This is a genomic window from Microbacterium sp. LMC-P-041 (genome assembly GCF_030209555.1).
Classification (GTDB): Bacteria; Actinomycetota; Actinomycetes; order Actinomycetales; family Microbacteriaceae; genus Microbacterium.
The window spans coordinates 302105-324450 of record NZ_JARVRV010000004.1 but is presented as its reverse complement, the minus strand read 5'-3'; the positions used below and the strand labels follow the sequence as shown (position 1 = coordinate 324450).

Annotated in this window: 21 protein-coding genes and 1 pseudogene; 6 read left to right on the top strand and 16 right to left on the bottom strand. The window is 68.2% G+C overall.

Features of this window, described 5'->3' with window-relative positions; translation table 11 throughout:
- Nucleotides 1-157 precede the first annotated feature (157 nt).
- From mnhG to QRN21_RS07945, 13 genes and pseudogenes are all read right to left on the bottom strand, one after another.
- Nucleotides 158-547 (bottom strand): monovalent cation/H(+) antiporter subunit G, encoded by a 390-nt coding sequence (gene mnhG, locus QRN21_RS08005; protein ID WP_285363599.1) that lies wholly within the window; start codon nucleotides 545-547, stop codon nucleotides 158-160.
- Entirely contained in the window at nucleotides 544-813 is a 270-nt protein-coding gene (locus QRN21_RS08000) for an MrpF/PhaF family protein (protein ID WP_053098313.1), read from the bottom strand. Before QRN21_RS08000 ends, mnhG begins: the two co-directional genes overlap by 4 nt.
- A complete protein-coding gene (locus tag QRN21_RS07995) occupies nucleotides 810-1397 on the bottom strand; it encodes a Na+/H+ antiporter subunit E (RefSeq protein WP_053098312.1) in 588 nt (195 codons plus the stop codon). Before QRN21_RS07995 ends, QRN21_RS08000 begins: the two co-directional genes overlap by 4 nt.
- Entirely contained in the window at nucleotides 1394-2947 is a 1554-nt protein-coding gene (locus QRN21_RS07990) for a Na+/H+ antiporter subunit D (RefSeq protein ID WP_056275836.1), read from the bottom strand. Before QRN21_RS07990 ends, QRN21_RS07995 begins: the two co-directional genes overlap by 4 nt.
- Before the next feature lie 263 nt (nucleotides 2948-3210).
- Nucleotides 3211-3711, bottom strand: a pseudogene (locus tag QRN21_RS07985) (Na(+)/H(+) antiporter subunit C); the annotation flags it as partial.
- A complete protein-coding gene (locus QRN21_RS07980; RefSeq protein WP_285363597.1) occupies nucleotides 3711-6653 on the bottom strand; it encodes a Na+/H+ antiporter subunit A in 2943 nt (980 codons plus the stop codon). The pseudogene QRN21_RS07985 and the gene QRN21_RS07980, both read right to left, overlap by 1 nt.
- A 180-nt stretch (nucleotides 6654-6833) precedes the next feature.
- The gene (locus QRN21_RS07975; RefSeq protein ID WP_285363596.1) at nucleotides 6834-7550 is read right to left on the bottom strand and encodes a GntR family transcriptional regulator; all 717 of its coding nucleotides are present in this window, start codon (nucleotides 7548-7550) and stop codon (nucleotides 6834-6836) included.
- Nucleotides 7551-7555: 5 nt separating this feature from the next.
- Nucleotides 7556-8569 carry an aldo/keto reductase gene (locus tag QRN21_RS07970; RefSeq protein WP_285363595.1) on the bottom strand — a complete coding sequence of 338 codons (1014 nt, stop codon included), beginning with the start codon at nucleotides 8567-8569 and terminating at the stop codon, nucleotides 7556-7558.
- Nucleotides 8566-9714, bottom strand: coding sequence for a mandelate racemase/muconate lactonizing enzyme family protein (locus tag QRN21_RS07965; RefSeq protein ID WP_082586465.1), 1149 nt, complete (start codon nucleotides 9712-9714; stop codon nucleotides 8566-8568). Before QRN21_RS07965 ends, QRN21_RS07970 begins: the two co-directional genes overlap by 4 nt.
- A complete protein-coding gene (locus tag QRN21_RS07960; RefSeq protein ID WP_285363594.1) occupies nucleotides 9714-10577 on the bottom strand; it encodes a carbohydrate ABC transporter permease in 864 nt (287 codons plus the stop codon). The genes QRN21_RS07965 and QRN21_RS07960 overlap by 1 nt, the downstream gene beginning before the upstream one ends.
- Nucleotides 10570-11532, bottom strand: a complete 963-nt coding sequence (locus tag QRN21_RS07955) for a carbohydrate ABC transporter permease (protein ID WP_232224506.1) — start codon at nucleotides 11530-11532, stop codon at nucleotides 10570-10572. The genes QRN21_RS07960 and QRN21_RS07955 overlap by 8 nt, the downstream gene beginning before the upstream one ends.
- A gap of 13 nt (nucleotides 11533-11545) precedes the next feature.
- Nucleotides 11546-12802 carry an ABC transporter substrate-binding protein gene (locus QRN21_RS07950; RefSeq protein WP_233277270.1) on the bottom strand — a complete coding sequence of 419 codons (1257 nt, stop codon included), beginning with the start codon at nucleotides 12800-12802 and terminating at the stop codon, nucleotides 11546-11548.
- Between the two features lie 80 nt (nucleotides 12803-12882).
- Nucleotides 12883-14226 carry an alpha-L-fucosidase gene (locus QRN21_RS07945; protein WP_187249123.1) on the bottom strand — a complete coding sequence of 448 codons (1344 nt, stop codon included), beginning with the start codon at nucleotides 14224-14226 and terminating at the stop codon, nucleotides 12883-12885.
- Nucleotides 14227-14312: 86 nt separating this feature from the next.
- Between QRN21_RS07945 and QRN21_RS07940 the strand changes: the two genes are divergently transcribed.
- The 3 genes from QRN21_RS07940 to QRN21_RS07930 are packed head-to-tail and all read left to right on the top strand — an operon-like array spanning nucleotide 14313 to nucleotide 17530.
- Nucleotides 14313-15641 (top strand): alpha-L-fucosidase, encoded by a 1329-nt coding sequence (locus QRN21_RS07940; protein WP_285363593.1) that lies wholly within the window; start codon nucleotides 14313-14315, stop codon nucleotides 15639-15641.
- Nucleotides 15642-15656: 15 nt separating this feature from the next.
- Nucleotides 15657-15983, top strand: coding sequence for an L-rhamnose mutarotase (locus QRN21_RS07935; protein ID WP_056275821.1), 327 nt, complete (start codon nucleotides 15657-15659; stop codon nucleotides 15981-15983).
- Nucleotides 15984-16030: 47 nt separating this feature from the next.
- On the top strand, nucleotides 16031-17530 hold the full coding sequence (locus tag QRN21_RS07930) for a hypothetical protein (RefSeq protein WP_285363592.1): 1500 nt from the start codon (nucleotides 16031-16033) through the stop codon (nucleotides 17528-17530).
- 20 nt (nucleotides 17531-17550) lie between these two features.
- Here QRN21_RS07930 and QRN21_RS07925 read toward each other — a convergent pair whose 3' ends face one another.
- Complete coding sequence (locus tag QRN21_RS07925) at nucleotides 17551-18612, bottom strand: LacI family DNA-binding transcriptional regulator (RefSeq protein WP_230101118.1); 1062 nt, start codon at nucleotides 18610-18612, stop codon at nucleotides 17551-17553.
- A gap of 59 nt (nucleotides 18613-18671) precedes the next feature.
- Here QRN21_RS07925 and QRN21_RS07920 point away from each other — a divergent pair, with 59 nt between their 5' ends.
- On the top strand, nucleotides 18672-19922 hold the full coding sequence (locus QRN21_RS07920) for an MFS transporter (protein ID WP_285363591.1): 1251 nt from the start codon (nucleotides 18672-18674) through the stop codon (nucleotides 19920-19922).
- 1 nt (nucleotide 19923) lies between these two features.
- Here the strand turns inward: QRN21_RS07920 and QRN21_RS07915 are convergent, their stop codons facing one another.
- Entirely contained in the window at nucleotides 19924-20184 is a 261-nt protein-coding gene (locus QRN21_RS07915) for a response regulator (protein WP_230101120.1), read from the bottom strand.
- 147 nt (nucleotides 20185-20331) lie between these two features.
- Between QRN21_RS07915 and nucS the strand changes: the two genes are divergently transcribed.
- Both nucS and QRN21_RS07905 read left to right on the top strand, forming a co-directional pair.
- Entirely contained in the window at nucleotides 20332-21027 is a 696-nt protein-coding gene (gene nucS, locus QRN21_RS07910) for an endonuclease NucS (protein WP_056275812.1), read from the top strand.
- Between the two features lie 63 nt (nucleotides 21028-21090).
- A complete protein-coding gene (locus QRN21_RS07905; protein ID WP_072590425.1) occupies nucleotides 21091-21756 on the top strand; it encodes an HAD hydrolase-like protein in 666 nt (221 codons plus the stop codon).
- A 130-nt stretch (nucleotides 21757-21886) separates the two neighbouring features.
- Here QRN21_RS07905 and QRN21_RS07900 read toward each other — a convergent pair whose 3' ends face one another.
- A complete protein-coding gene (locus QRN21_RS07900; RefSeq protein WP_042540947.1) occupies nucleotides 21887-22093 on the bottom strand; it encodes a cold-shock protein in 207 nt (68 codons plus the stop codon).
- Nucleotides 22094-22346 lie beyond the last annotated feature (253 nt).

Sequence of the window (22346 nt, the reverse complement as noted above, 5' to 3'; positions counted from 1 at the left end):
GTGTCGTTCACTACTCAGCATGGATCTCGTATCGAGCAGCCCTGAAGCCCCTTCGGCCCCACCGGCACAGGCTCATGCTGAATTGTGAACCGCAAGAGGCCCCGCACCGGCGTAAGACGTGCGTGGCGTCCGTCTCAGCGCAGCTGCGGGCGTGCGATCAGCCGGCGGCCGGCGGGGTCTGCTTCGACTCGGCGAGCTCGTCGACGACCAGGCTGCGCTCGTCGGTGGTGCCGTTGCGATACGCCTGCCGCCCGACGATGTGCGCAGACAGCGGCGCGGTGGCGAACTGCATGAGCACGACCGGGGCCACGAGCGCGAGCCCGAAGAGGATTCCGCCGACCGTGCGCTGAGACAGTGCGATCGCGAGGCAGATGACGATGAGGCCGAGCACCTGCGGTTTGGTCGCGGCGTGCAGCCGCGACGGCACGTCGCGGAATCGCAGCAGCCCGACCGCCGCCGACAGGCAGAGGATCGCGCCGAGCAGGATCAGCACGAGCACCGCGACCTCGATGACCACGTCGGGAATGGCGAGACCGAACACGTTCATGGTGTCGTGTTGTCCCTTCTGGCCACGAACCGGGCGACCGAGATCGAGCCGAAGACGCCGACCGCGGCGATGATCAGCATCACCGGGATGTTGCGGGTGTGGCCGTTGATGGCCATCTCGGCGCCGAGCACGCACATGACCTCGGTGAGCAGCACGTCGGAGGCCACCGCCCGGTCGAGGATCGAGGGCCCCCGCACGATGCGGATGATCGTCAGGATGGCGGCGACGCCGAAGACGACCATGATCGCGAGCATCAGCACATTCATCGGGCACCTCCGCCGGCGCGCGCCGCACGTTCGTCGGCCTTGAGGGCACGGTACTGCGCCGGGGCTCCGAGCGCACGCACGACCCGTCGCTCCCAGCGCAGCACGCCTTCGCGCTGCTTCTCGACATCGGCCATGCTGCGCACCCCGATCACGTGCAGATACAGCACCTGCCGGTCGCGATCGGCCTCGACGACGAGCGACCCGGGAACCAGCGACGACACCACGGACACGTGCGTCATCATCAGGTCGTCGGCGTAGCGCAGAGGAACGGCGATGATCGCGGCGCCGGGCTGATGCCGGAAGTCGAACACCTGCAGAGTGACCGCGACAGCGCCGCGGAGCACGGCGAAGAGGAACTGCACGATGAGCAACGCGGCGAACCAGATGTTGATGCGTCCGGAGAGCTCGACGGTGGGCAGCCGGAAGACACGGGTGACGAACACCGCGATGACCAGGCCCGAGACGAACGCCAGCACCGTGAACTGCCCCCACAGCAGCATCCAGAGCACGACGAGCCATGCCAGGAACGGCAGCTGCACGCGGATGTCCCGCCAGAAGTGGCGGCCGGTCTCGGTGGGGCTCATCCTTCCACCTCGTCTTCCAGCTGCACGAGGGTGACGGGGTCGAGCAGCGCCGCACCGATGCGGTCGCACAGGGCATACAGCGGGCCCGCGAACACGGTGAGCGCGATCGTGACCCCGACCATCCCGGCGGTCGCGATGGTCATGATCCGGGGGATGCGGCGACGCTCCTGCTGCTCATCCGCGGCCGGGGCGTTGCCGAGGTACGAGATGCGCCCCTCGGTCTCGGTCGAGTCGTCCTCCTCGCGCCAGAACGCGAGGTTCCATGCTCGCATCAGCGCGTAGAGCGTGAGCAGCGAGGTGACGATGCCGCCGAAGATCAGCACGAGCATCAGCGGCGTTCCCACGGATGCTGCCGCTTCGAACAGCGCGAACTTGCCGATGAAGCCGGAGAACGGCGGCAGTCCGCCGAGGTTGATCGCGGGGATGAAGTAGAGCACCGCGATCACGGGCGCGACCTTGAGCAGTCCCTTCACGCGCAGGATGGACGTGCTCCCCGCCCTGCGCTCGATGAGACCGACCGCGAGGAACAGCGTCGTCTGCACGATGATGTGGTGGACGATGTAGTAGACCGTCGCGCCGATCGCCGCGGGGGTCGCTATCGCGAGGCCGAAGATCATGTAGCCGACGTGGCTCACCAGCGTGAACGACAGGATTCGTTTGAGCTCGGCCTGTGCGACAGCGCCGAGCACGCCCACGATCATGGTCGCCAACGCGATGATCAGCAGCACCGTGTCGATGCTGTTCTCGGCGAACAGCTGCGTCTCGGTGCGGATCAGCGCGTAGACGCCGACCTTGGTCAGCAATCCCGCGAACACCGCTGTGACGGGCGCCGGTGCCGTCGGGTACGAGTCGGGCAGCCAGAACGACACCGGGAAGATCGCGGCCTTGATGCCGAAGGCGATCACCAGCATGAGGTGCAGCACGAGCTGCGTCTCCTGCGGGAGCTCGGTCATGCGCTCGGCGATCTGGGCCATGTTCACGGTGCCGAGGGCACCGTAGATCATCGCGATCGAAGCGAGGAACAGGATCGACGAGACCAACGAGACGACGATGTAGACGGCACCCGTGCGGATGCGGGACTCGGTGCTCCCGAGCGTTATCAGCACGTACGACGCCACGAGCAGGATCTCGAATCCGACGTACAGGTTGAAGAGGTCGCCCGCGATGAAGGCGTTGAAGATGCCGGCCGCGAGGATCAGGTACGACGGGTTGAAGATCGAGATCGGGGTCTCGTCGGTGCCGTCCGCGGCACCCTGACCGATCGAGAAGAGCAGGACCGCGAGCAGCACGATGCTCGAGATGAGCACGAGGAGCGCCGCGAGCCTGTCGACGTAGAGCACGATGCCGAACGGCACCGGCCACCCGCCGACCGAGACCGCGAGCGGCTCACCCGCATCGACGACGACCAGCAGCACGGCCGCGATGACCGAGACGATCGCGAGCGTGGCCACCGTGACGAAGGCCTGGAGGCGCGGATTGCGGCCGAAGATCAGGGTCACGGCGGCGCCGAGCAGCGGCAGGGCGACGAGCAGGGGGACGAGGGCGCTCATCGGCGGTCCTCCCCATCGTCGGTGTGCTCGGGTGCGCTGTCATCGGATGCCGTGTCAGCCGCCGTATCTCGAGCGGCGTCCGCCGCATCGGTCTCGTGGGCGTCCGACGCGTGCGTGTCGGCATCCGTCCGGAAAGCCGACGAGTGCGTCGAGTCTTCGGCGTCATCGTCGGGCGGTGCCGACTCCCCGTCGAGGACGGCCGCGCCTGGACCGGCATCCACCTCGGGATCCTGGTCGGACGCCGCGGACACGGCTCGAGGCGGGGTGGGCCGGTCGGTCGGAGCGTCGTCGTTGATAGCGGCGTGGTCGCGCATGTGCAGCACGGTGATCGGCGACGTCTGCACGCCGACGAAGTCCGTGGTCGCCTCGTCGTCCGCCGCGTCGGCCTCGTCGTCCATGAGGTCTTCGTCGGCATCGGTGCGCTCACGGAGAGCGATGTCGGCCTCGTCGTCCTCTACGGTGTCGGCCTGACCCAGCTGCCACGAGCGGTAGATGAGGGCGAGGAGGAACGCCGAGACGGCGAAGGTGATGACGATGGCGGTCAGGGTGAGCGCCTGGGGCAGCGGGTCGCTGAGCTCGCCCTCGGTTCCGAAGAAGGGCGCGTTGCCGGGCACTCCCATGACGATGAGGAGCAGCAGGTTCGTCGCGTTGCCGAGCAGCAGGAAGCCGATCAGCACGCGGGTGAGACTGCGCTCGAGCATCGCGTAGACGCCGCAGGCGAAGAGCACGGCCATGATCACGATCAGGGTGAGGGAGACATCCATCAGAGGGTCACCCCTCGCTCGCGGAACTCCTGCGCCTGACGGTCGACCTCGGCACCGAGGCTGCGCAGCACGTCGAGCACGAGGCCGATCACGACCAGGTACACACCGACATCGAAGATGGTCGAGGTGACGAACTCCATGTGGCCGATGCCGGGGAGCTCCCACTCCCAGAAGTTGCTGGTGAGCGGCGCCAAGCCGAAGAACAGCGGCACGACCGCCGTGCCGACGGCGAGGATCAGACCGGCGCCGAGCAGTCGCCCGGCATCCGTGGGTGCGGCAGCGCCCAGCTCCCAGCGTCCGCCGGCGACGTAGCGCATGACGAGGGCCATGCCCGCGACGAGGCCTCCGGCGAAGCCTCCGCCTGGGAGGTTATGGCCGGAGAAGAGCAGGAAGATCGACACGACGATGATCGTGTGGAAGAGGATGCGGACGATGACCTCGAGCAGGATCGACCTGTTCTCGGGCTTCATCTTCGGGCCGCCGACGAGCCAGGCGCGGGGGCTGCTCTCGTTCTCGTCGGTCTGGAAGCGCACGCCCTCGGTCGTCTCGACGAGCGGGCGGCTGAGCGTGCGACGGCGGCGCGCCTTGGGCAGCGTCTTCGTCGCGGAGAGCATGTCGGCGCGGTGCGTGACGAACACGAGAGACGCGACACCCGTGGCGGCGAGCACGAGCACCGACAGCTCGCCCATCGTGTCCCAGCCGCGCAGGTCGACCAGGGCGACGTTCACGACGTTCTTGCCGTGACCGATCTCGTACGCGAGCTTCGGGAACGCGGCGGAGATCGGATCCGCGACGCGGGACTGGGTCGCCACGATCGCGACCAGCGCCATCGTGAGCCCGACCCCGACACCCAGCAGCGCGCGGGGAATGCGCCCGACAGAGGCGTTGTGCTCGCCCATCCGCGCGGGCAGGCGACGCAGCACCAGTGCGAAGGTGACCATCGTCACGGTCTCGACGAGGATCTGCGTGAGCGCGAGGTCGGGGGCGCCGCTGGTCGCGAACAGCACGACCATCCCGAGGCCGGTGATCGACACGAGCACGACGCCCGTGTATCTCTTCTGCGCGCGCACGGCCATGACGCCCGCGGCGGCCATCATCGGCGCGACCACGAGCTGCGTGGGCGTGTGCCAGGCCGAGAGCTGGAAGCGATCGATGTCACTGGCGACGAGCGCCGTGATCTCGGCGGCGACGAACACCACGAAGATGGTGCCGACGTAGACCGGCAGAGAGCCGCGCTGGGTGAGCGTCGTGCTCAGCACCGAGAGTCGGTCGATACCGCGCATGACCAGGTAGTAGACGTCTGCGGCAGTGAAGCGGATCAGTCGCGCCTTGCGGTCCCATCCGGTGCGCAGCGTGAGGAGGAAGACCGCGGCGCCGAGCAGGATCGACAGGATCGAGATGCCGAGCGCCGGCTCGAGACCGTGCCAGAGCGCGAGGTGCCCGGGTCCTTCCGCGGCGACCCCCTCCGCATCGAGGCCCGGGGTGGCTGTGAGCGCGTATCCCTGGAGCGCGACGTCGAGAGCCGGTGCTCCGATCCCGGCGGCGAGCGTGAGCCCGGCGAGGATGATCGGCGCCGAGAGGAATCCGACGGGCGGGTCGGGCCAGGCGGTGTCGGGGAGGCGATCGCCCGCCGCATCGCGCTTGGTCCAGAAGGCACCCCAGAGGAAGCGGATGCCATATGCCGCCGTGAGCATGGATCCCAGGCTGACGCCGATGATCGCGACGAGGCCCCAGGGCGAGCCGTGCAGTGCGTCGTCCAGGAGCGCCGTGAGGGTCGACTCCTTCGCCACGAATCCGAGGGTCGGTGCGATGCCGGCCATTGATGCGATGGAGATGAATGCCGCTGTCGCCATGACGGGAGCCTGACGCCCGACGCCACTCAGCTCGGTGATGTCTCGCGTCGACAGCTGACGGTCGATCACTCCGACGATCAGGAACAGCGCCGACTTGAACAGCGCGTGCGCGATCACGAGTGCGAGACCGGCCAGCGCGCTCGCCTGGGTGCCGTAGCCGATCACGACCGAGAAGAAGCCCAGCTGGCTGACGGTGCCGAACGCGAGGATGCGCTTGAGGTCGGTCTCGCGCAGCGCCTGGATGCCGCCGATCAGCATCGTCAGGATGCCCAGCGAGATGATGATCGGCCGCCACGGGCCGGTGAACGCGAAGATCGGGGCGAAGCGCGCGATCAGGTAGATACCCGCCTTGACCATCGCCGCGGCGTGCAGGTAGGCGCTCACGGGAGTGGGCGCCGCCATCGCACCGGGCAGCCAGAAGTGGAAGGGGAAGATCGCGGACTTGCTGATCGCGCCGACGAGGAGCATGACGACGGCGGCGTCGACGATGGCGCCTGTGGGTGCGATCTCGAGGATCTCGCGGATGCTCGAGGTGCCCGCGTCGACCACGAGCAGCACGACTCCGACGAACATCACGAGCCCGCCGAGAGTGGTGACCAGAAGCGCCTGCAGTGCTGCTCGTCGGCTGGCGGCGCGGCGTCGGTAGTGCCCGATGAGGAGGTACGAGAGGATGCTCGTCACCTCCCAGAACATCACGAGCATGACGAGGTCGTCGGTCAGGACGAGGCCGTACATCGCACCCGCGAACCCGAGCAGCACGCCCGCGAACTGGCCGATGCCGGCGGAGTCGTCATGGAAGTACCAACGGCAGTACAGCAGCACGAGAGCACCGACGCCGGTGACGATGAGCGTCAGCACCCAGCCGAGCACGTCCATGTTCATGGACAGATTCAGTCCGAGCTGCGGGATCCACGCGACCGAGACGAAGGGCGTCGGTCCGTCGAGCACCTGAGGGGTGAGGACGAGGGCGTGGATGAATGCCGCGGCGGGAATGAGAGCCGCGATGGCGAATGCCTGGGATCCCAGCCAGCGCACCAGAACGGGCATCAGGATCGACCCGAGGAGGAACACGGCGAGGAGCGTCAGCATATACGCGGCTCCTCAAAGCTCGTCGGCCGGGGGCGGCGCAGGCGGGCGGGCGGGTGTCGATATCGAGTTTACCTTGATATTCCGCGCTTCAGGGTCGATCATTTCGGCGCCCGACCATGCAAATGGTCGGTTTCCCCCGGATTTTCGGGCACTTTGCGCGATCTCGCACGCAAAATCAGATCATTCGGATGCGTTCTCAGCCTGCCGAGCGAGCGCCGGACCGAGACGGTCGTACGAGTTCGCGATGTGCATCCTCATCGCCGCGGCGGCGGCTTCGGGGTCGCGTCGGCGCAGCGCGTCGAGGATGCTCTCGTGCTCGCTCACGGTGTCGTCTTCGAAGTCGTGGCGGAAGTTCAGCCGGTAGAGGTGCATGTGCGCACGCAGCCGCACGATGGCCTCCGACAGCAGCGGACTCTGCGCACTCTCCGCGATCAGGTGATGGAAGTGCAGATCCTCGTCGATGAACCGCCGGTAGTTGCGGAAGCGCTCGTCCTCATCGGGTGCCGACGCTGTACGCATAGTCACCACGGACTCCGCCAGCTCGGTCTCGGTCTCGTGGTCGAGATGCGCCGATGCACGCCGCGCCGCCTCCGGCTCCAGCAGCTCGCGCATGTCGTACAGATCGCGCAGGCCCGCCGCGTCGAGCAGAGGAGCTGCGACATAGCCCTTCAGCGCCCGCTTCGCGACGAGCCCTTCGGACTCGAGCCGCGTCAGCGCCTCGCGCACGGGCGTCGGAGACACGTCGAGGTCGCGGGCGACCGCGTCGATGTTGACCTTGGCTCCCGGTTCGATGACCTGGTCCATGAGCAGGCCGAGCACCGCGTCGTACACGTCGTCGACGAGCGCGCGCCGCGCCGGAAGCGGCCTCGGTCCGCGTGCCTCTTCGTCGCCGAACATGAGTCTCATCGTAGGGGGTGCCCTTCGTCGGCGATCAGACCGCGATCACGCAGATCGTCCCAGACCGCCTCGGCGACCGGGCGTGCGACGAGACGGCTGTTGCGCGCGACCTGCTCCGCGCTGGCACCGCCCATCACCACCGCGCCCACGGCGGGATGCGTCAGCGGATACTGTGCGGCCAGCTCGGGGAGTGTGGTGCCATGATGCCGGGCGACCCGGGCGATCGCCTGAGCCCGGGCGAGCACCGAGCGGTCCGCGGGGCCGTAGTCGAACGTGGCATCGCGAGCGGGAGCATCCGTCGCGAGGATTCCCGAGTTGAAGACGGCGGCGGCCAGCACCGTCACCGCACGCTCCCGGGCGATCGGGAGCAGGTCATCGGCGGCCGACTGGTCGAGCAGCGTCCAGCGCCCGGCGACCATCATGACGTCGGCATCCGTCTCCTGCACGAACCGCGTGAGCATGCCGCTCTGATTCATGCCGGCACCGAACGAGCGGATGACGCCCTGGTCCCGCAGCTCGCTCAGGGCGGGGAAGGCACCCTCGAGCGCCTCGCGCTCGTGCTCATCGGGATCGTGCACCAGAGCGATGTCGATGCGGTCGAGTCCGAGGCGCTCGAGCGACTGCTCGACCGAGCGCAGCACGCCGTCGCGGGAGTAGTCGCGCACGCGCCGATGATCCGCCGGCACGTCGAACAGGTTGTCGAGGTCCGAGCGGCCCGCGGCATCCTGCGGAACCAGCAGGCGTCCGACCTTGGTCGAGACGATGTACTCCTCACGCGGGAGCTCGCGCAGGCTCTCGCCGAGGCGTCGCTCGGCGAGGCCGAGACCGTAGTGCGGCGCGACATCGAAGTACCGCACGCCGCCCTCCCGCGCGGCCGGCACGATCCGCGGCCACTCCCGGTCGTCCAGCGCCCGGTACAGATTGCCGAGCGCGGCAGCCCCATAGGCGACGGGCGGGGCAAGAAGCCCTCCGCGTCCGATCGCGACGGGCTTCGCTGCGGTGGAGACAGGCGCACTCATGACACGATCAGCCGGCCCAGGGCGTCATCGTTCCAGGGGATGCCGAGGCCCGCCTGGGTCGGCGCCCACCCGCGACCGTTCTCGATGCGGATCTCGCCCGTCGTGACCGCTCGCAGCTGCGGGATGTGCTCGAGGTACAGCGCGTTGGGGATCGCGCAGACGAGGGAGACGTGGAGCTCCATGAGGAAGTGCGGCGCGACGGGGGCGTTGAAGGACTCGGCCAGATGCGCGATCTTGAGCCACGGAGTGATCCCGCCGACCCGGGCGACGTCGGCCTGCACGATCGACGCGCCGCCACGCTGCAGGTGCTCGCGGAAGTGACCGAGCGAGTACATGCTCTCGCCGACCGCGATCGGCACCGACGTCGAGCGCGCCAGAAGACGATGCCCCTCGACGTCCTCCGCAGGCAGGGGCTCTTCGAACCAGAAGACGTCGACCTGCTCGAACAGCCGGGCTCGACGCACGGCTTCGGCGACCGTGAACGACTGGTTCGCGTCGACCATGATGTCCATGCCGGGTCCGACCGCGTCGCGCACGGCACGCAGTCGCTCGAGGTCCTGGTGCCCTCGCGGCATGCCGACCTTGATCTTCACGCCGCCCATGCCGCGCTCTTTGGCGGCGACCGCATGGGCGACGAGTTCGTCGGTGCGGAAGTGCAGCCATCCGCCCTCCGTGTCGTACACGGGCACGGAGGGCGACGCGCCTCCGGCGGCGACCCAGAGCGGGAGTCCGGCGCGACGGGTCTTCGCATCCCAGACCGCGGTGTCGACCGCGGCGAGCGCGAGCGCCGTGATCGGCCCGACCGTGGTGGCGCGAGTGATGCCGAAGAGTGCGAGCCACAGCGCTTCGGGACGCTCGGCCTCGAGCCCGATCAGAGCGGGCAGCAGCGTCTCGCGCAGCATGCTGAGCACCGCCCCGCCGCCGGTGCCGATCGTGTAGCTGTAGCCGATGCCCTCGGTGCCGTCGGCGGTGCGCAGCCGCACGAAGATGGTCTCCTGCTTGACGAACGTCTGCAGGGCATCCGTGCGCTCGGTCTCCACGGGCAGGTCGCACAGCTGCGCCTCCGCGTGCACGATGCGGCTGCCGGCCGTCGCGTCCGCGACGGCCTCCCGCACGGGCTTCGTGGTGTGGTGTGTCGTGGTCATCAGCGTCCTCCGAGTCCGCCCAGGGTGACCCCCTTGATGAGCTGCCGTTGCAGCAGCAGCACGAGGATCAACGAGGGGATGACGGCCAGTGTCGATGCGGCCATGAGCAGCGACCACTGCGTGCCGAACTGACCGGTGAACATGCCGAGCCCGAGGGGCACGGTGGCCATGTCCTGCGTGTTGATGATGATCAGCGGCCACAGGTACGAGTTCCAATAGCCGATGAACGAGAACACCGCGAGCACGCTGAGCGGGGCGACCAGCTGCGGCAGCAGCACCGACCACAGGGTGCGCAGTCGCGAGGCGCCGTCGATCAGTGCCGCCTCCTCGTACTCCATGGGGATGGTGAGGAAGAACTGCCGCATCAGGAACGTGCCGAACGCGGTGAAGGCGAACGGGATGATGAGGGCCGCGTAGCTGTCGTTCCATCCCCAGCTGTTGATCATGATGAAGAGCGGGACGACGAGCACCTCCTGGGGCAGCACGAGAGTGAGCACGAACAGCAGGAAGAGCTTGTCGCGGTACTTGAACCGCAGTCGAGAGAAGGCGTATGCCGAGAGCACGGCGACGACCACCGAGAGGGCGGCGCCGAGGATCGCGACGAACAGGCCGTTGAGGATGAAGCGTCCGAACGGCACGACGGTCCACGCCTCGACGAAGTTCGCCCAGCGGATCTCCGATCCGAAGATCTGCGGGGTGGCGGTGAAGACCTCGTTCTCGGGCTTGAGCGCCGTGAGGAACATCCAGAGGAAGGGGAACGCGAAGATCAGCGCGACCACGGCGATGGCCGCGGTGTTGAGCCACTCCTTGAGCGACTCACGGCGCTGACGCGCACGACGGGGCAGGCTCACGACGTCACTCATAGTTCACCCACCTGCGCTGGCCGACGAACTGCAGGGCCGTGATGAGCATCACGACGAGGAAGAGGATCCACGCGAGAGCGGATGCATAGCCGAGCCGATCGAAGACGAATCCGTTGCGGTACAGGTACAGCACGAAGGTGTTGGTGCTCTCTCCCGGCCCTCCCTGCGTGAGGAAGAGCGGCTGCACGAACACCTGGAACGCGCCGATCATCGTCATCGTGGAGCAGAAGAACAGCGACGGCGAGAGCAGCGGGAGGATGATGAAGCGCAGTCGCTGCCACGCCGAGGTGCCGTCGATGCGAGAGGCCTCGAGCAGTTCCTTCGGGATGGCGCTGAGTCCGGCCGACAGGACGATCACGTTGTAGCCGAACGACTGCCATACCGACATCGCGATGACCGAGGGCAGCGCCCACGCCGAGTCCGACAGCCAGTTCGGTCCGTCGACGCCGACGGTCGCGAGCATCGAGTTGACGAGACCGTCCTGCGAGAGCAGGAGTCGCCACACCAGCGCGTTGGCCACCATGGGCGTGATCACGGGGAGGAAGAAGATGACCCGCCACGCCCCGGCCGCCTTCATGCGCGTGCTGAGCCACAGCGAGATGGTGAGGGCGACGACCAGATTCAGCGCCGTGTACACGATCGCGAAGATCAGGGTGTTGCCGAGCACCGTGTAGAACGTCGGGTCGCGGAACAGCTTGACGTAGTTCTCGAAGCCGATGAAGTCAGGGCTGCCGAACAGCTTCCAGTCGAACAGGCTGATGAAGGCCGACCCGAACAGCGGAGTGAGGATGAAGAGGACGAACCCGATCATCCCGGGTGCGAGGAAGGCCACCGCCACCCAGGCTTGGCCGCGCCGTCGCGGGGGGCGGGGAACCCGCGGGGCGGGAGCGCCGAAGGGCACTCCCGCCGCGCCGGGCACGGGAGAGGAGGCCGTGGCCTCTCTCCGCTCGCTCATGATCGCCATCCGCTCAGCCCGCGACCGAGTTCTGGATGGTCTCCATGATCTCCTCCGCCGTCAGCTCACCCCGGTAGCCCTGCACTCCGTACTGGGTCATCAGGGTCTCGACCTGGTTCCAGGTCGGGGTGGTGCGCTGCGGGGTCGCATCGGCCAGCAGAGCCTCGACGACCTCGGCCGCACCCTCGGTCTTGCCCTCAGCCCAGGCCGGGAGCGCCTCGATGCGCGCCGGAACGATGCCGCGCGCCTCGGCCTGCTTCTCCTGCACCGACACCGAGGTCAGTGCCTCGATCGCCGCGAACGCCTCGTCCGGGCGGTCGCAGTTGGCCGCGATGCCGAAGCCCGAACCCGCGGTCATCGCGGCGGCCTCGCCGCTGGTCGACGGGACGATCGTGACGCCGAGCGTGAAGTCGGCGGCGTCGGCGAAGCTGCCGTACATCCACGGACCTTCGATCAGCATCGGCACCTCGCCCGAGGTGAAGGCCTGCTGCGAGACCTCCGAGCCGTCCGCCGCCTCGGGGGCCTTGGCGACCTGCTCGACCGACACCAGGTCGAAGAAGCTCTGGATCTGGTCGACGAAGTCGGGGTTCGTGAGGTCGAGCTCGCCGTCCTCGGTCACGGCCGGAACGCCGTCGGCGAGCGACCAGGCGTTCGGGATGAAGATGCCGGGTGCGAGCGCGAGGCCCTTCTTGTCGCCGTCGGTCAGCGCCTTCGCATCCGCGATGAACTGATCGCGCGTGTACTCGGTGCCGGGCAGTTCGAGACCCGCGGCCTCGAACGCCTCGACGTTGTAGAACAGCACGATCGGCTCGGCGTCGTAGGGGATCGCCCTGATCGTGCCGTCGACCGTCATGCCGCTGAGCATGGATGCGTCGATGTTCTCGATGTCGAAGTCGGACTTCTCGATCAGGTCGTCGAGCGGCATCAGCAGGTCGCCGAGCTCCTGCGCGCGGGCCGCCTGCGTGGTCAGCAGGCAGGGCGGGTTCGAGCCGCTGAGGCGGGTCTTCACCTTGGTCCAGTAGTCCGAGAAGCTGGGCCCCTCGACGGTGATGTCGAGGTCGGGATCCTCGGCCTGGGCGCCGTCGATGAAGTCAGCCCACTGCGCCTGATCGCCCTCGCTGGCGGCCCACGTGTAGAGAACGAGAGGGCCGCCGGCGTCGCCGCCTCCTCCTCCCGAGCCGCTGGCACAGCCGGCGAGGGTGAGAGCGGTGAGGCCCGCGACGCCTGTCAGGATGAGACGCTTCGCGCGTCGGGATGAGAGTGCATTCATTCTGTCTGCCTCCTTCATTGGATGCTGATTCGATGCGATGGGTGAGGGGGTGCTGCTCGGGGGTTCGGGTCGTGCTCGGATCACTCGGAGAAGTCGATGGCGACGACGTCGATCAGGGCGCCGCTCGGTGCGGGGGCGACGATGCGCAGCTCGCCCAGGTCGTCGCCGGCGATCGAGGCCTCGTGCACCTCGAAGCTCGCGTCATGCTGCAGCTCGAGATCGTCGGCCAGGCGGTGCACCCGGGTGATGCGACGCACGGGCAGGCCCCGCACGATGATCTCGTCCACCGGCACCGCGGTCAGATGCAGGTAGAGGCGTCCGGCGCGCGCGGTCGTCGGCCCGTGGAAGTCGATGCCGACGGTGGGCTCGACACCGATCACGGACTCGGCGTGCGCGTGCATCCATTCCGCGAACTCGCCCAGCCGCTCCTGTTCGACCGCCGGCAGCGCACCGTCGGGACCGGGCCCCACGTTGAGCAGCAGATTGCCGCCGCGGGCGACGACGTCGATGAGGGTGACGAGCAGCGACCGCGCGGACTTCTCGTTGTCCGGCCCCGTGCGCCATGCCCAGTGATCGCCGATCGTGAGGCACAGCTCCCACGGACCGGTCGGCGGGGTGAGCGGGAAGCCCTGCTCGGGGGTGCGGTAGTCGCCCTGGCCGGGCAGGCGGTCGTTGATGACGACATCGGGCTGCAGCTCCTTGATCAGGCGGCGCAGTGCCGGAGCCGTCCACTCGACGGCGGAGCGCTCCCAGTCGCCGTCGAACCAGAGCAGATCGATCTGCCCGTAGTTCGTGAGGAGCTCGGTCAGCTGCGCCCGCACGTAGTCGAGGTAGCGCGACCACTCCTCCGGACTCGACCGCCGGTGGCGATCGGTCGCGTCGGGGGTGTCGGCGAACTCGGCGAGGCCCGCGGCGGGCCAGTGCTCGAGCTTGTACGGCCGGTCCTCATCGCGGAATGCCGGATAGTCGGGGTGGTTCCAGTCGGGGAGGCTGTAGTAGATGCCGACCTTCAGGCCTTCGGCGCGCACGGCGTCGACGAACTCACGGGTGATGTCGCGACCGAAGGGGCCGTGCTGCACGCCGAAGTCGGACTCCTCGGTGAAGAACATGTTGTATCCGGCATGGTGACGTGCCGTGAAGACGAGGTAGGTGGCTCCCGCTTCGCGGGCACGACGCGCGAGATCTGCGGCATCCCAGTTCACGGGGTCGAACGTCGGAGCCGTCGCCTGGTACTCGGCCACGGTCACGGCGTCTTCCACGGCATCCTCACCCGGGATGATCGATCGTCCGACGAGGGGCCAGGAGATCTCGATGCCCTGCTGCGATGCCTGGTCCCAGTGCACGAAAAGGCCGAAGCCTGCGCCGCTGAACCACTCCCCGCCGGGGATGCGCTCTGTGGGGCGTCGGAAGCGTGCGTCTGTCATCGAACCTCTCCTTTGAGTCCAAGATTTCCTATAGGATACGTGATAGACGAAACCGTTCACAAGGGTGTGATGAAAGGTGCCTACCGATGGCGATGTTCGAGACCGATCCTGTTCGTCCCGAGGCCTACCGCGAGTTCGAGCGACCGCTTCCCGAGTGGTTCCGCGGCGCCGCACTGGGCATCTTCGTGCACTGGGGGCCGTACTCGGTTCCCGCCTGGGCAGAGCCCACCGGTGAGCTCGGCGCCGTGCCACGGGACGAGTGGTACGCCCACAATCCCTATGCCGAGTGGTACGCCAACACCATGCGCATCGAGGGCTCGCCGACCCACCGGCATCACGAGGTGGTCTACGGCGGGGCTCCTTATGACGACTTCCTCGATGCCTGGAAGGCCGAGGAGTTCGACGCCGACGAGGTGCTCGCCGTGGTCGCGGCGACGGGCGCGCGGTACTTCATCCCCACGACCAAGCACCACGACGGCGTCACACTCTGGGACGCACCGGGAACGGATGGGCGCAACACCGTCGCCCGTGGCCCTGGTCAGGACCTCATCGGAGCCTTCGCCGACGCGACGCGCGCGGCCGGCCTCCGCTTCGGCGTGTATTACTCGGGCGGTCTCGACTGGCACTTCTCCGACCTGCCGCCCATCGACCATGACGGCGCCCCCGCCCCCGATGACCTCGCCTACGCGGAATATGCGCACGACCACGTCATCGACCTGATCGACCGCTATCGTCCCGACATCCTCTGGGGCGACATCCGGTGGCCGGCTGCGGGAATCGAGCCGGGGCCGAAGAGCATCGCCCACGCCTTCCAGACGTTCTACGCACAGGTTCCCGAGGGCGTCGTCAACGATCGCTGGGGCGAGTCCCACTGGGACTTCCGCACCAGCGAGTACGTGCACGGCACCGCAGTCGAGGTCGGCGAGGCGTGGGAGAACACCCGGGGGATCGGACTCTCGTTCGGCCACAACCGCAGGGAGACGAGCGAGCACCTGCTGTCGGCGCACGAGGCCGTGCTTCTGCTCGTCGACGTGGTCTCACGCGGCGGCAACCTGCTGCTCAACATCGGCCTCGAGGCGTCCGGCCGCATCCCCGATCTGCAACGAGAGACCCTCGAGGGCATCGGCCACTGGAACAGGCAGTACGGGCACGCCGTGTTCGGTGCGCGACCGGAAGAGCGGATGCCGTCGTCCGACGACCCCTGGCTGCGCTGGACACGCACGGATGATGCGGTGCACGCGGTCGTCGACCGGAACGGACACGTCGAGCTCCCCGATCCGCACGGCCTGCTCGACGAGAGCAGCGCACGGATCGGAGAGCATCCGGTGATCGCGGAACGCGTCGATGGTGCCATCCTGGTCGAGGTGGCGGACGCGACGACCCCGGTCGCGATCTCGTTCCAGCCCAGGGACTGACGGAAGGACCCTCTCATGCGCATCGCTCTGCACTCCGAGATCCGCGACGGCGCGGTCGACGACTACCGCACGAACCACGCCCGCATCCCGGATGCTCTCGCCGAGACCTTCGCGCGCATCGGCATCCACGACTGGACGATCTGGAGGTCGGGCCGGCGCCTGTTCCACCTGGTCGAGTGCGATGACTGGGATGCCGCGGTCGCCGCGCTCGAGGACGATCCGGCCGACCACGCCTGGCAGGCCGACATCGGCCGCTTCGTCGAGCTCTTCCGCGACGAAGACGGCGCCGAGGGCACCGCTCCCCTGGAGCAGGTCTGGGATCTGAGGTCGCAGGTCTCCTGACCGCCCCGCTGCCCGGGTCTGCCGCGGGCTCGTGGCAGAGTAGCCCCGTGACTCGGACGTGGGTGCGCGAGCTGGCCGGCTGGATGTGCGCTGCCGGCGTGTCGATCGTCACCGCATCCGTGGTCGCGTCGTCAGCCCGGTCCGACCTGCTCTTCCGAGACGGCGATTCGCTGGTCGTCGCGATGCTCGCGCGGTCGCTGCTGTCGGGTGAATCGCTCGACTGGGCGATGTCGAGCGTGCTGTTCCTGCCCGAGACCGCGGCGTTCACCGCGATCGACGCCGCCGTGCCTGCGACGGTGGACGGCCTCTTCGCGATCAGCGCGGTCGTCAATCTCCTCGCCCTCTATGGAGCCATCCGGCTCGTCGCCGGCCGCGGCCGCGCGGGCTCTGCGCCCGTCACCTGGTCCGTCGTCGCGCTCGGGGTGTTCGGCATGCTCGCGATGACCGATGTCTCGGCGTCGCGAGAGGCGCTCGACCTCGCATCCCTGCAGCTGACGACCACCTACTACTCGGCGACCGTGATCGGCGTCGTCATCACGGTCGGCATCGTTCGGCGCGTGATCGACGACGGTCGCCTCAGAGCCTCGCCGTCGATCGCTCTCGGCGCCGTCGCGCTCTTATCGGCTCTCTCGAACCCGCTGTACGCGGTGTGGGCGACCCTCCCCCTCGCGATCATCCTGGGCATCGCCGCCGTGTCGCCGTCGCGGCGTGCGCAGATCCTCGCCCTCATCGCGGTGCTGCTCGCCGGCACCACCGCGGGCTTCCTGGCTCGTATTCCGTTCGCGGCATGGATCGCGAACACCGGCGTCGGCTACGCGCAGCCCGACCACTGGCACGAGTCGGTCGGCTATTACGCACGGCTCATCGCCGAACGCGGTCAGAGCCTCCCCGGGCTGATCGGGCTGCTGGTCACCGTCGCCCTCATCGTCTTCGCCGTCGTGAGAACGGCGCAACAGGGCGACCCGGGAACCCGTCTCGTCGCCGCGATGGCCTGGGCGGCACCGATCGTCGTCGTCGTCGGGGCGATCGCGCTGGGCACGCATGCCGCGCGCTACCTGCAGCCTCTCGTCTTCGCTCCGGTGCTCGTGCTCGTCGCGTCACCTCGCGCGATTCGCCTCCCCGCCCGCCTGCGTCGTTCGACAGCTGCCATCGTCGGCGTGGTGCTTCTCGTCGTCGGCGGCCTCAGCATCCCGCGCCTGGCGGACGCGGGCGCCCGGCCGGACCCCGATCTCGCGTGCGTGACGGACTGGGTCGACGCCTCCGGTCGCACGGGCGCCGGACAGTTCTGGACCGTTCGTCTGCCCGCACTGCATGTCGCAGACCCCTCGCGCCTCGTCCAGGTCGATCATCAGCTCAACGGCTACGCGTGGCTGGTCAACCGCACGGACTTCGCAGTCGGCGAGGTGTCGTTCCTCGTCGAGGATTCGCAGACCGTGCCGTGGGATCTTCCGCAGGCGGTGCAGCCTGAGCGTGTGGTCGAGTGCGGCCGGTACTCGATCCTGGACTTCGGCAGTCAGACCCTGCCCCTGGGGCCGCAGCGCAGCTGAGCGAGACCGCAGCGACCCGGTCAGCGGGTTGGTGCCGCGGTGGTCGTTCCCTCGCGGAACCGGCACGTGAGGTGCAGGGTCTGGCCGGGTTCTCCTCGGAGCATCCGCGCGACCTGCTCTCCGGCGGCGCGCCCCTTCTCGACCGCCGGCTGCACGCTGGTCGTGAGCACGAGGTCGCCGAGCCCATCGGCGGCGATCCCGTCGAAACCCGCGACCGACAGGTCTTCGGGCACGCGCAGTCCCAGCTCCTCCGCGGCTCGAATGATTCCGACGGCGATCAGATCGCTCTGAGCGAGGATCGCCGTGGGCCGCGTCTCGGCATCCGCCAGCAGATGCCGTCCGGCGAGGAGCCCCTCGTCGATGAAGCTGCCTCCGGCCGAGATCGCGGGCGCGTCGGGAAAGATCTCGCGCATGCCGGTGAGGCGATCGATGGTCACATCCACCGTCGCCGCGTCGATTCGCTCCTGAGTGACCGGTCCCCGCTCGCGACGGGTGTCGAGCGGCAGCGTGACGAGTGCGACGTCGCGGTGTCCGAGGTCGCGCAGGTGACGTGCGACGTCCGCGGCCGCCGCAGAGTTGTCGAGCAGGATCTTCGGGATGCCCTCCCCCGCGTCACCCTCGATCACGACGACCGGCAGGCCTCGGCTGCGCACGATGTCGAGCGACGCCTTGGCGCGCCCCGAGCACCCGATCAGCACGACCGCATCGACGGGTGCGTTCGAGAGCGACGACTCGTCGTCGCCCGGCTCGTCGCGCATCAGCAGTATGCCGGCACTGAGCTCGGCCATCCCATCGGTCAGGCCGTCCATCATGGCGGTGGTCACCGGGTCGAGGAACGCCGCACGCAGGTGCCCCTCGAGCACGACCGCGACGATGCCGCTGCGTCCTCGACGCAGCGATGCGGCGCGCGGGTCGGGACCGGCATACCCGAGGGCCGCCGCTGCGGCGAGCACCCGCTCGCGCGTGGCCGGCGCGACGTTGGCCTTGCCGCTGAAGACGACGGATGCCGTCGACGTGGCAACTCCCGCCTCGCGTGCGACATCGGCGATCGTCGCTCGGCGCGGGCTGTCGTGGCTCGTCATACTCCGAGGATAGCTCCCCGGCTTCCCGATCATCGAATCGATTCGATATGCTGATCCGCATGGACACCGCTCTCTCCCGATCGCAGTACGTGCGCTGGCGCACCGCGATCTTCGCGATCTTCCTCGCCAGCGGTCTCTCGATCGCGACCTGGGCGTCCCGTGTCCCCGACATCAAGCTCGCCCTCGAGGTCGACAAGGCTCAGGTGGGCATGCTGCTGCTCGGCGCGGGCATCGCCTCGATCATCGGCATCTCGACCAGCCCCGCGATCATGGCACGCACCGGCGCGCGCCTCGGCATGATGGTGTCGATCTTCACCTTCGCCTCGGGTGTGGCCCTCATCGGCATCGGCGCCAACGTCCTCGGCTCGTACTCCGTGGTGCTGATCGGTCTCGTGCTGTTCGGACTCGGCAACGGCTGCGTCGACGTCATGATGAACGTCGAGGCCACCGCGATCGAGCAGCACTCGGGCAAGACGATCCTGCCCCTCTTCCACGCCTTCTTCAGCTTCGGCACCGTGATCGGCGCCGGGCTCGGGGCGCTTGCCGCACAGCTGCACATCGACGTCTTCACCCATACGCTCGTGATCGCCGTCGCAATCGCCGCCATCGGCCTGGCCAGCATCGCGAACGTGCCGCGACGCGAAGAGGCACTCGACCCCGCGGCCAACGACGCAGAGAAGCCGCGCTGGCGAGAGCGGATGCACGTCGCGATGTCCGCCTGGCGCGAGCCGCGCACCTACGCGATCGGCGTCGTCATGCTCGGCATGTCGTTCGCAGAGGGCGGTGCCAACGACTGGCTCGCCCTCGGCGTCGCCGAAGACCACGGAGGCGGCACCGCACTGGGCGCCGCCGCGCTCGCGACGTTCTCGGTCGCGATGACCGTCATCCGCGTCTTCGGAGGCCCACTGGTCGACAGGTTCGGCCGCGTCGCCGTGCTGCGCATCCTCGCGGTTGCCGCCGCATCCGGCATCCTGCTCTTCATCCTCGCCCCCAGCCTTCCTCTCGTCTTCGTGGGCGCAGCGCTGTGGGGCGTCGGCGCTTCTCTCGGCTTCCCGCTCGGTATGTCCGCCGCCGCAGACGACCCCGCCAAGGCGGCCGCGCGAGTGAGCGCAGCCGCGACGATCGGCTACATCTCGTTCCTGGGCGGCCCGCCCGTGCTCGGCTTCATCAGCGAGCACATCGGACTGCTCAACACGCTCTACATCCTCGTCGGCCTGGTCGTGTTGTCCGGCCTGTTCTCGGGTGCCGCGCGCCCGCTCCGCAAGGACGAGATGTCGACGCCGCCGGTCACCGCGAAGTCAGCCTCGTAGATCAGCGGGCGACAAGCAGACGTGGCGCCGGGCCTTCGAGTCGGGCGATGGCGATCTTCACCTCTCCGAGCTCGACGTCCACCTTCTCGAACCTCGCATCCATGCGCTGCTCGACCTTCTCGAACCGCGCATCCATACGCTGCTCGAACATCTCGAACCGCGCATCCGTGCGCGTGATCATCCATCCGAAGCCTGCGGCAAGCCCCAGCAGCGTGGTCGCGACGGTCACGATCATGGTCACGAGCTCTATCGACACCGTCATCTCCTCATCCTTGACCTGTCCGCCCAGAATGTCAGGATCCAGTCCGATGGAATCGACGACGGGAGTCGATCCGCCGCAGATGTGGAAACTTCGGCGCTGATGCTGACATCAGGAGAACGAGTCGACCCGACGAAGTAGGCTCGACGGGTGCGTCTCGTCATCGCCCGCTGCTCCGTGGATTACACGGGCCGCCTCAATGCCCACCTCCCGCTCGCCACGCGTCTGCTCGTGCACAAGGGAGACGGGAGTCTGCTCGTGCACTCCGACGGCGGCAGCTACAAGCCGCTGAACTGGATGAGCCCGCCGTGCTCCCTCGCGGCCGAGGAACCCGGCGAGGAGGAGTCCATCGCCGGTGTCACCGAAGTATGGCGAGTGACGCACAAGAAGACCGGCGACGCGCTCCGCGTGCAGATCTACGAGATCCTGCACGACACCAACCACGACCTCGGCGTCGACCCCGGTCTGCAGAAGGACGGCGTCGAAGCCGATCTGCAGCGCCTGCTCGCCGAGCAGGTCGAGCGCATCTCCGACGGCGCGACCCTGGTGCGCCGCGAGTACCCGACCGCGATCGGTCCCGTTGACCTGCTCGTGAGGGATGCCGCCGGCGCGGCGATCGCTGTCGAGATCAAGCGGCGCGGAGACATCGACGGCGTCGAGCAGCTCACCCGCTATCTCGAGCTGCTGGGCCGCGACCCGCACCTCGCGCCGGTGCAGGGCGTCTTCGCCGCGCAGGAGATCAAGCCGCAGGCGCGGGTGCTCGCCGAGGACCGCGGCATCCGCTGCCTCGTGCTCGACTACGACGATATGAAGGGCATCGAGTCCGGCATCCCCCGCCTGTTCTGAGGCCATCTGCACAGATGTCCACCGCGGTCGGTCGCGTCGTGCACTGCCCATAGGCTGGAAGGTATGGCTTCTTCCCCCTATTCGTGCGTGCTCTGGGACGTCGACGGCACGATCGCCGACGCGTCGGTCGGCATCCTGCGCCGTCTGAACGTCGCCCTCACGCACTTCGGTCACCCTGCTCCCACGCGCGAACAGCTCGTGCACTGGATCGGGCCGCCCATGTTCGAGTCGTTTCAGGCGCAGGCGGCGATGACCCCCGAGCAGGCGACCGAGGCGGTCACCTTCTATCGGACACTCGGCAAGGCCGACGGATACACGACCGATGTCGCGACCTACCCGGGCGTGCCCGAGATCATCCGCGATCTGCACGCGGCAGGGGTGCCTCAGGCGACCGCCAGCTCGAAGCCCGAGATCCAGGTCGATGCGATCGTCGACTTCTTCGAACTGCGCCCGTACTTCCTCACGACGGTGGGTGCGACGCCCGACGAGGCGACGCTCGCGTCGAAGACCGACATCGTCGCCGAGGCGCTGCGCCGTCTGGCCGAGCGCGGTGCAGACATCTCACGCCCCGTGCTGGTCGGAGATCGCCATCACGACGTCGAGGGCGGCAACGCCAACGGAGTGCCGGTGATCTTCGTCGAGTGGGGCTTCAGCGACACGCACGAAGGCGATGAGGCCGCGTTCCGCGCCGCATCCGCCGACGAACTGCGCGCGCTGCTGCTCCACTGATCTCGGCCGACCGGAGGCCACCCGGCCGGGGTAATCCGGCCGGGGTAATCCGGCCGGAAAGCACAGAACTCCCCGCCGGGGGTCGCAACGAGTGCAGACCTCCGGTCGGGGAGTTCTATGACGTCCGCTCTCAGAGCGGACGGATGTTCTCAGCCTGCAGGCCCTTGGGGCCCTGCGCCACGTCGAACTCGACTCGCTGGTTCTCTTCAAGAGAGCGGTAGCCGGATGACTCGATGGCGGAGTAGTGCGCGAAAACGTCAGCGCCGCCGTCGTCGGGGGAGATGAAGCCGAAGCCCTTCTCCGAGTTGAACCACTTAACCGTGCCCTGGGTGCTCATGTACTGCCTGTTCTGCTGGAAAGAAGCCGACGCAGGATGCCCCGACGTGCTCCACGCTAGTGGAGCACGCGCTGAGCGGAAGTCCTGATGTCAGCCCGTAACCCAAATGTTGCATGAGCGGTCGTCCGCGGTCACATGACAGGGCAGATGGAGACCCTCAGAAAATGGTGTGGCCCTCACCGCGGGGGGAGCGATGAGGGCCGAAGACGACCGGAGGGTGCGTCAGATTCCAGCTTAACCCCTCGCGCCTGCT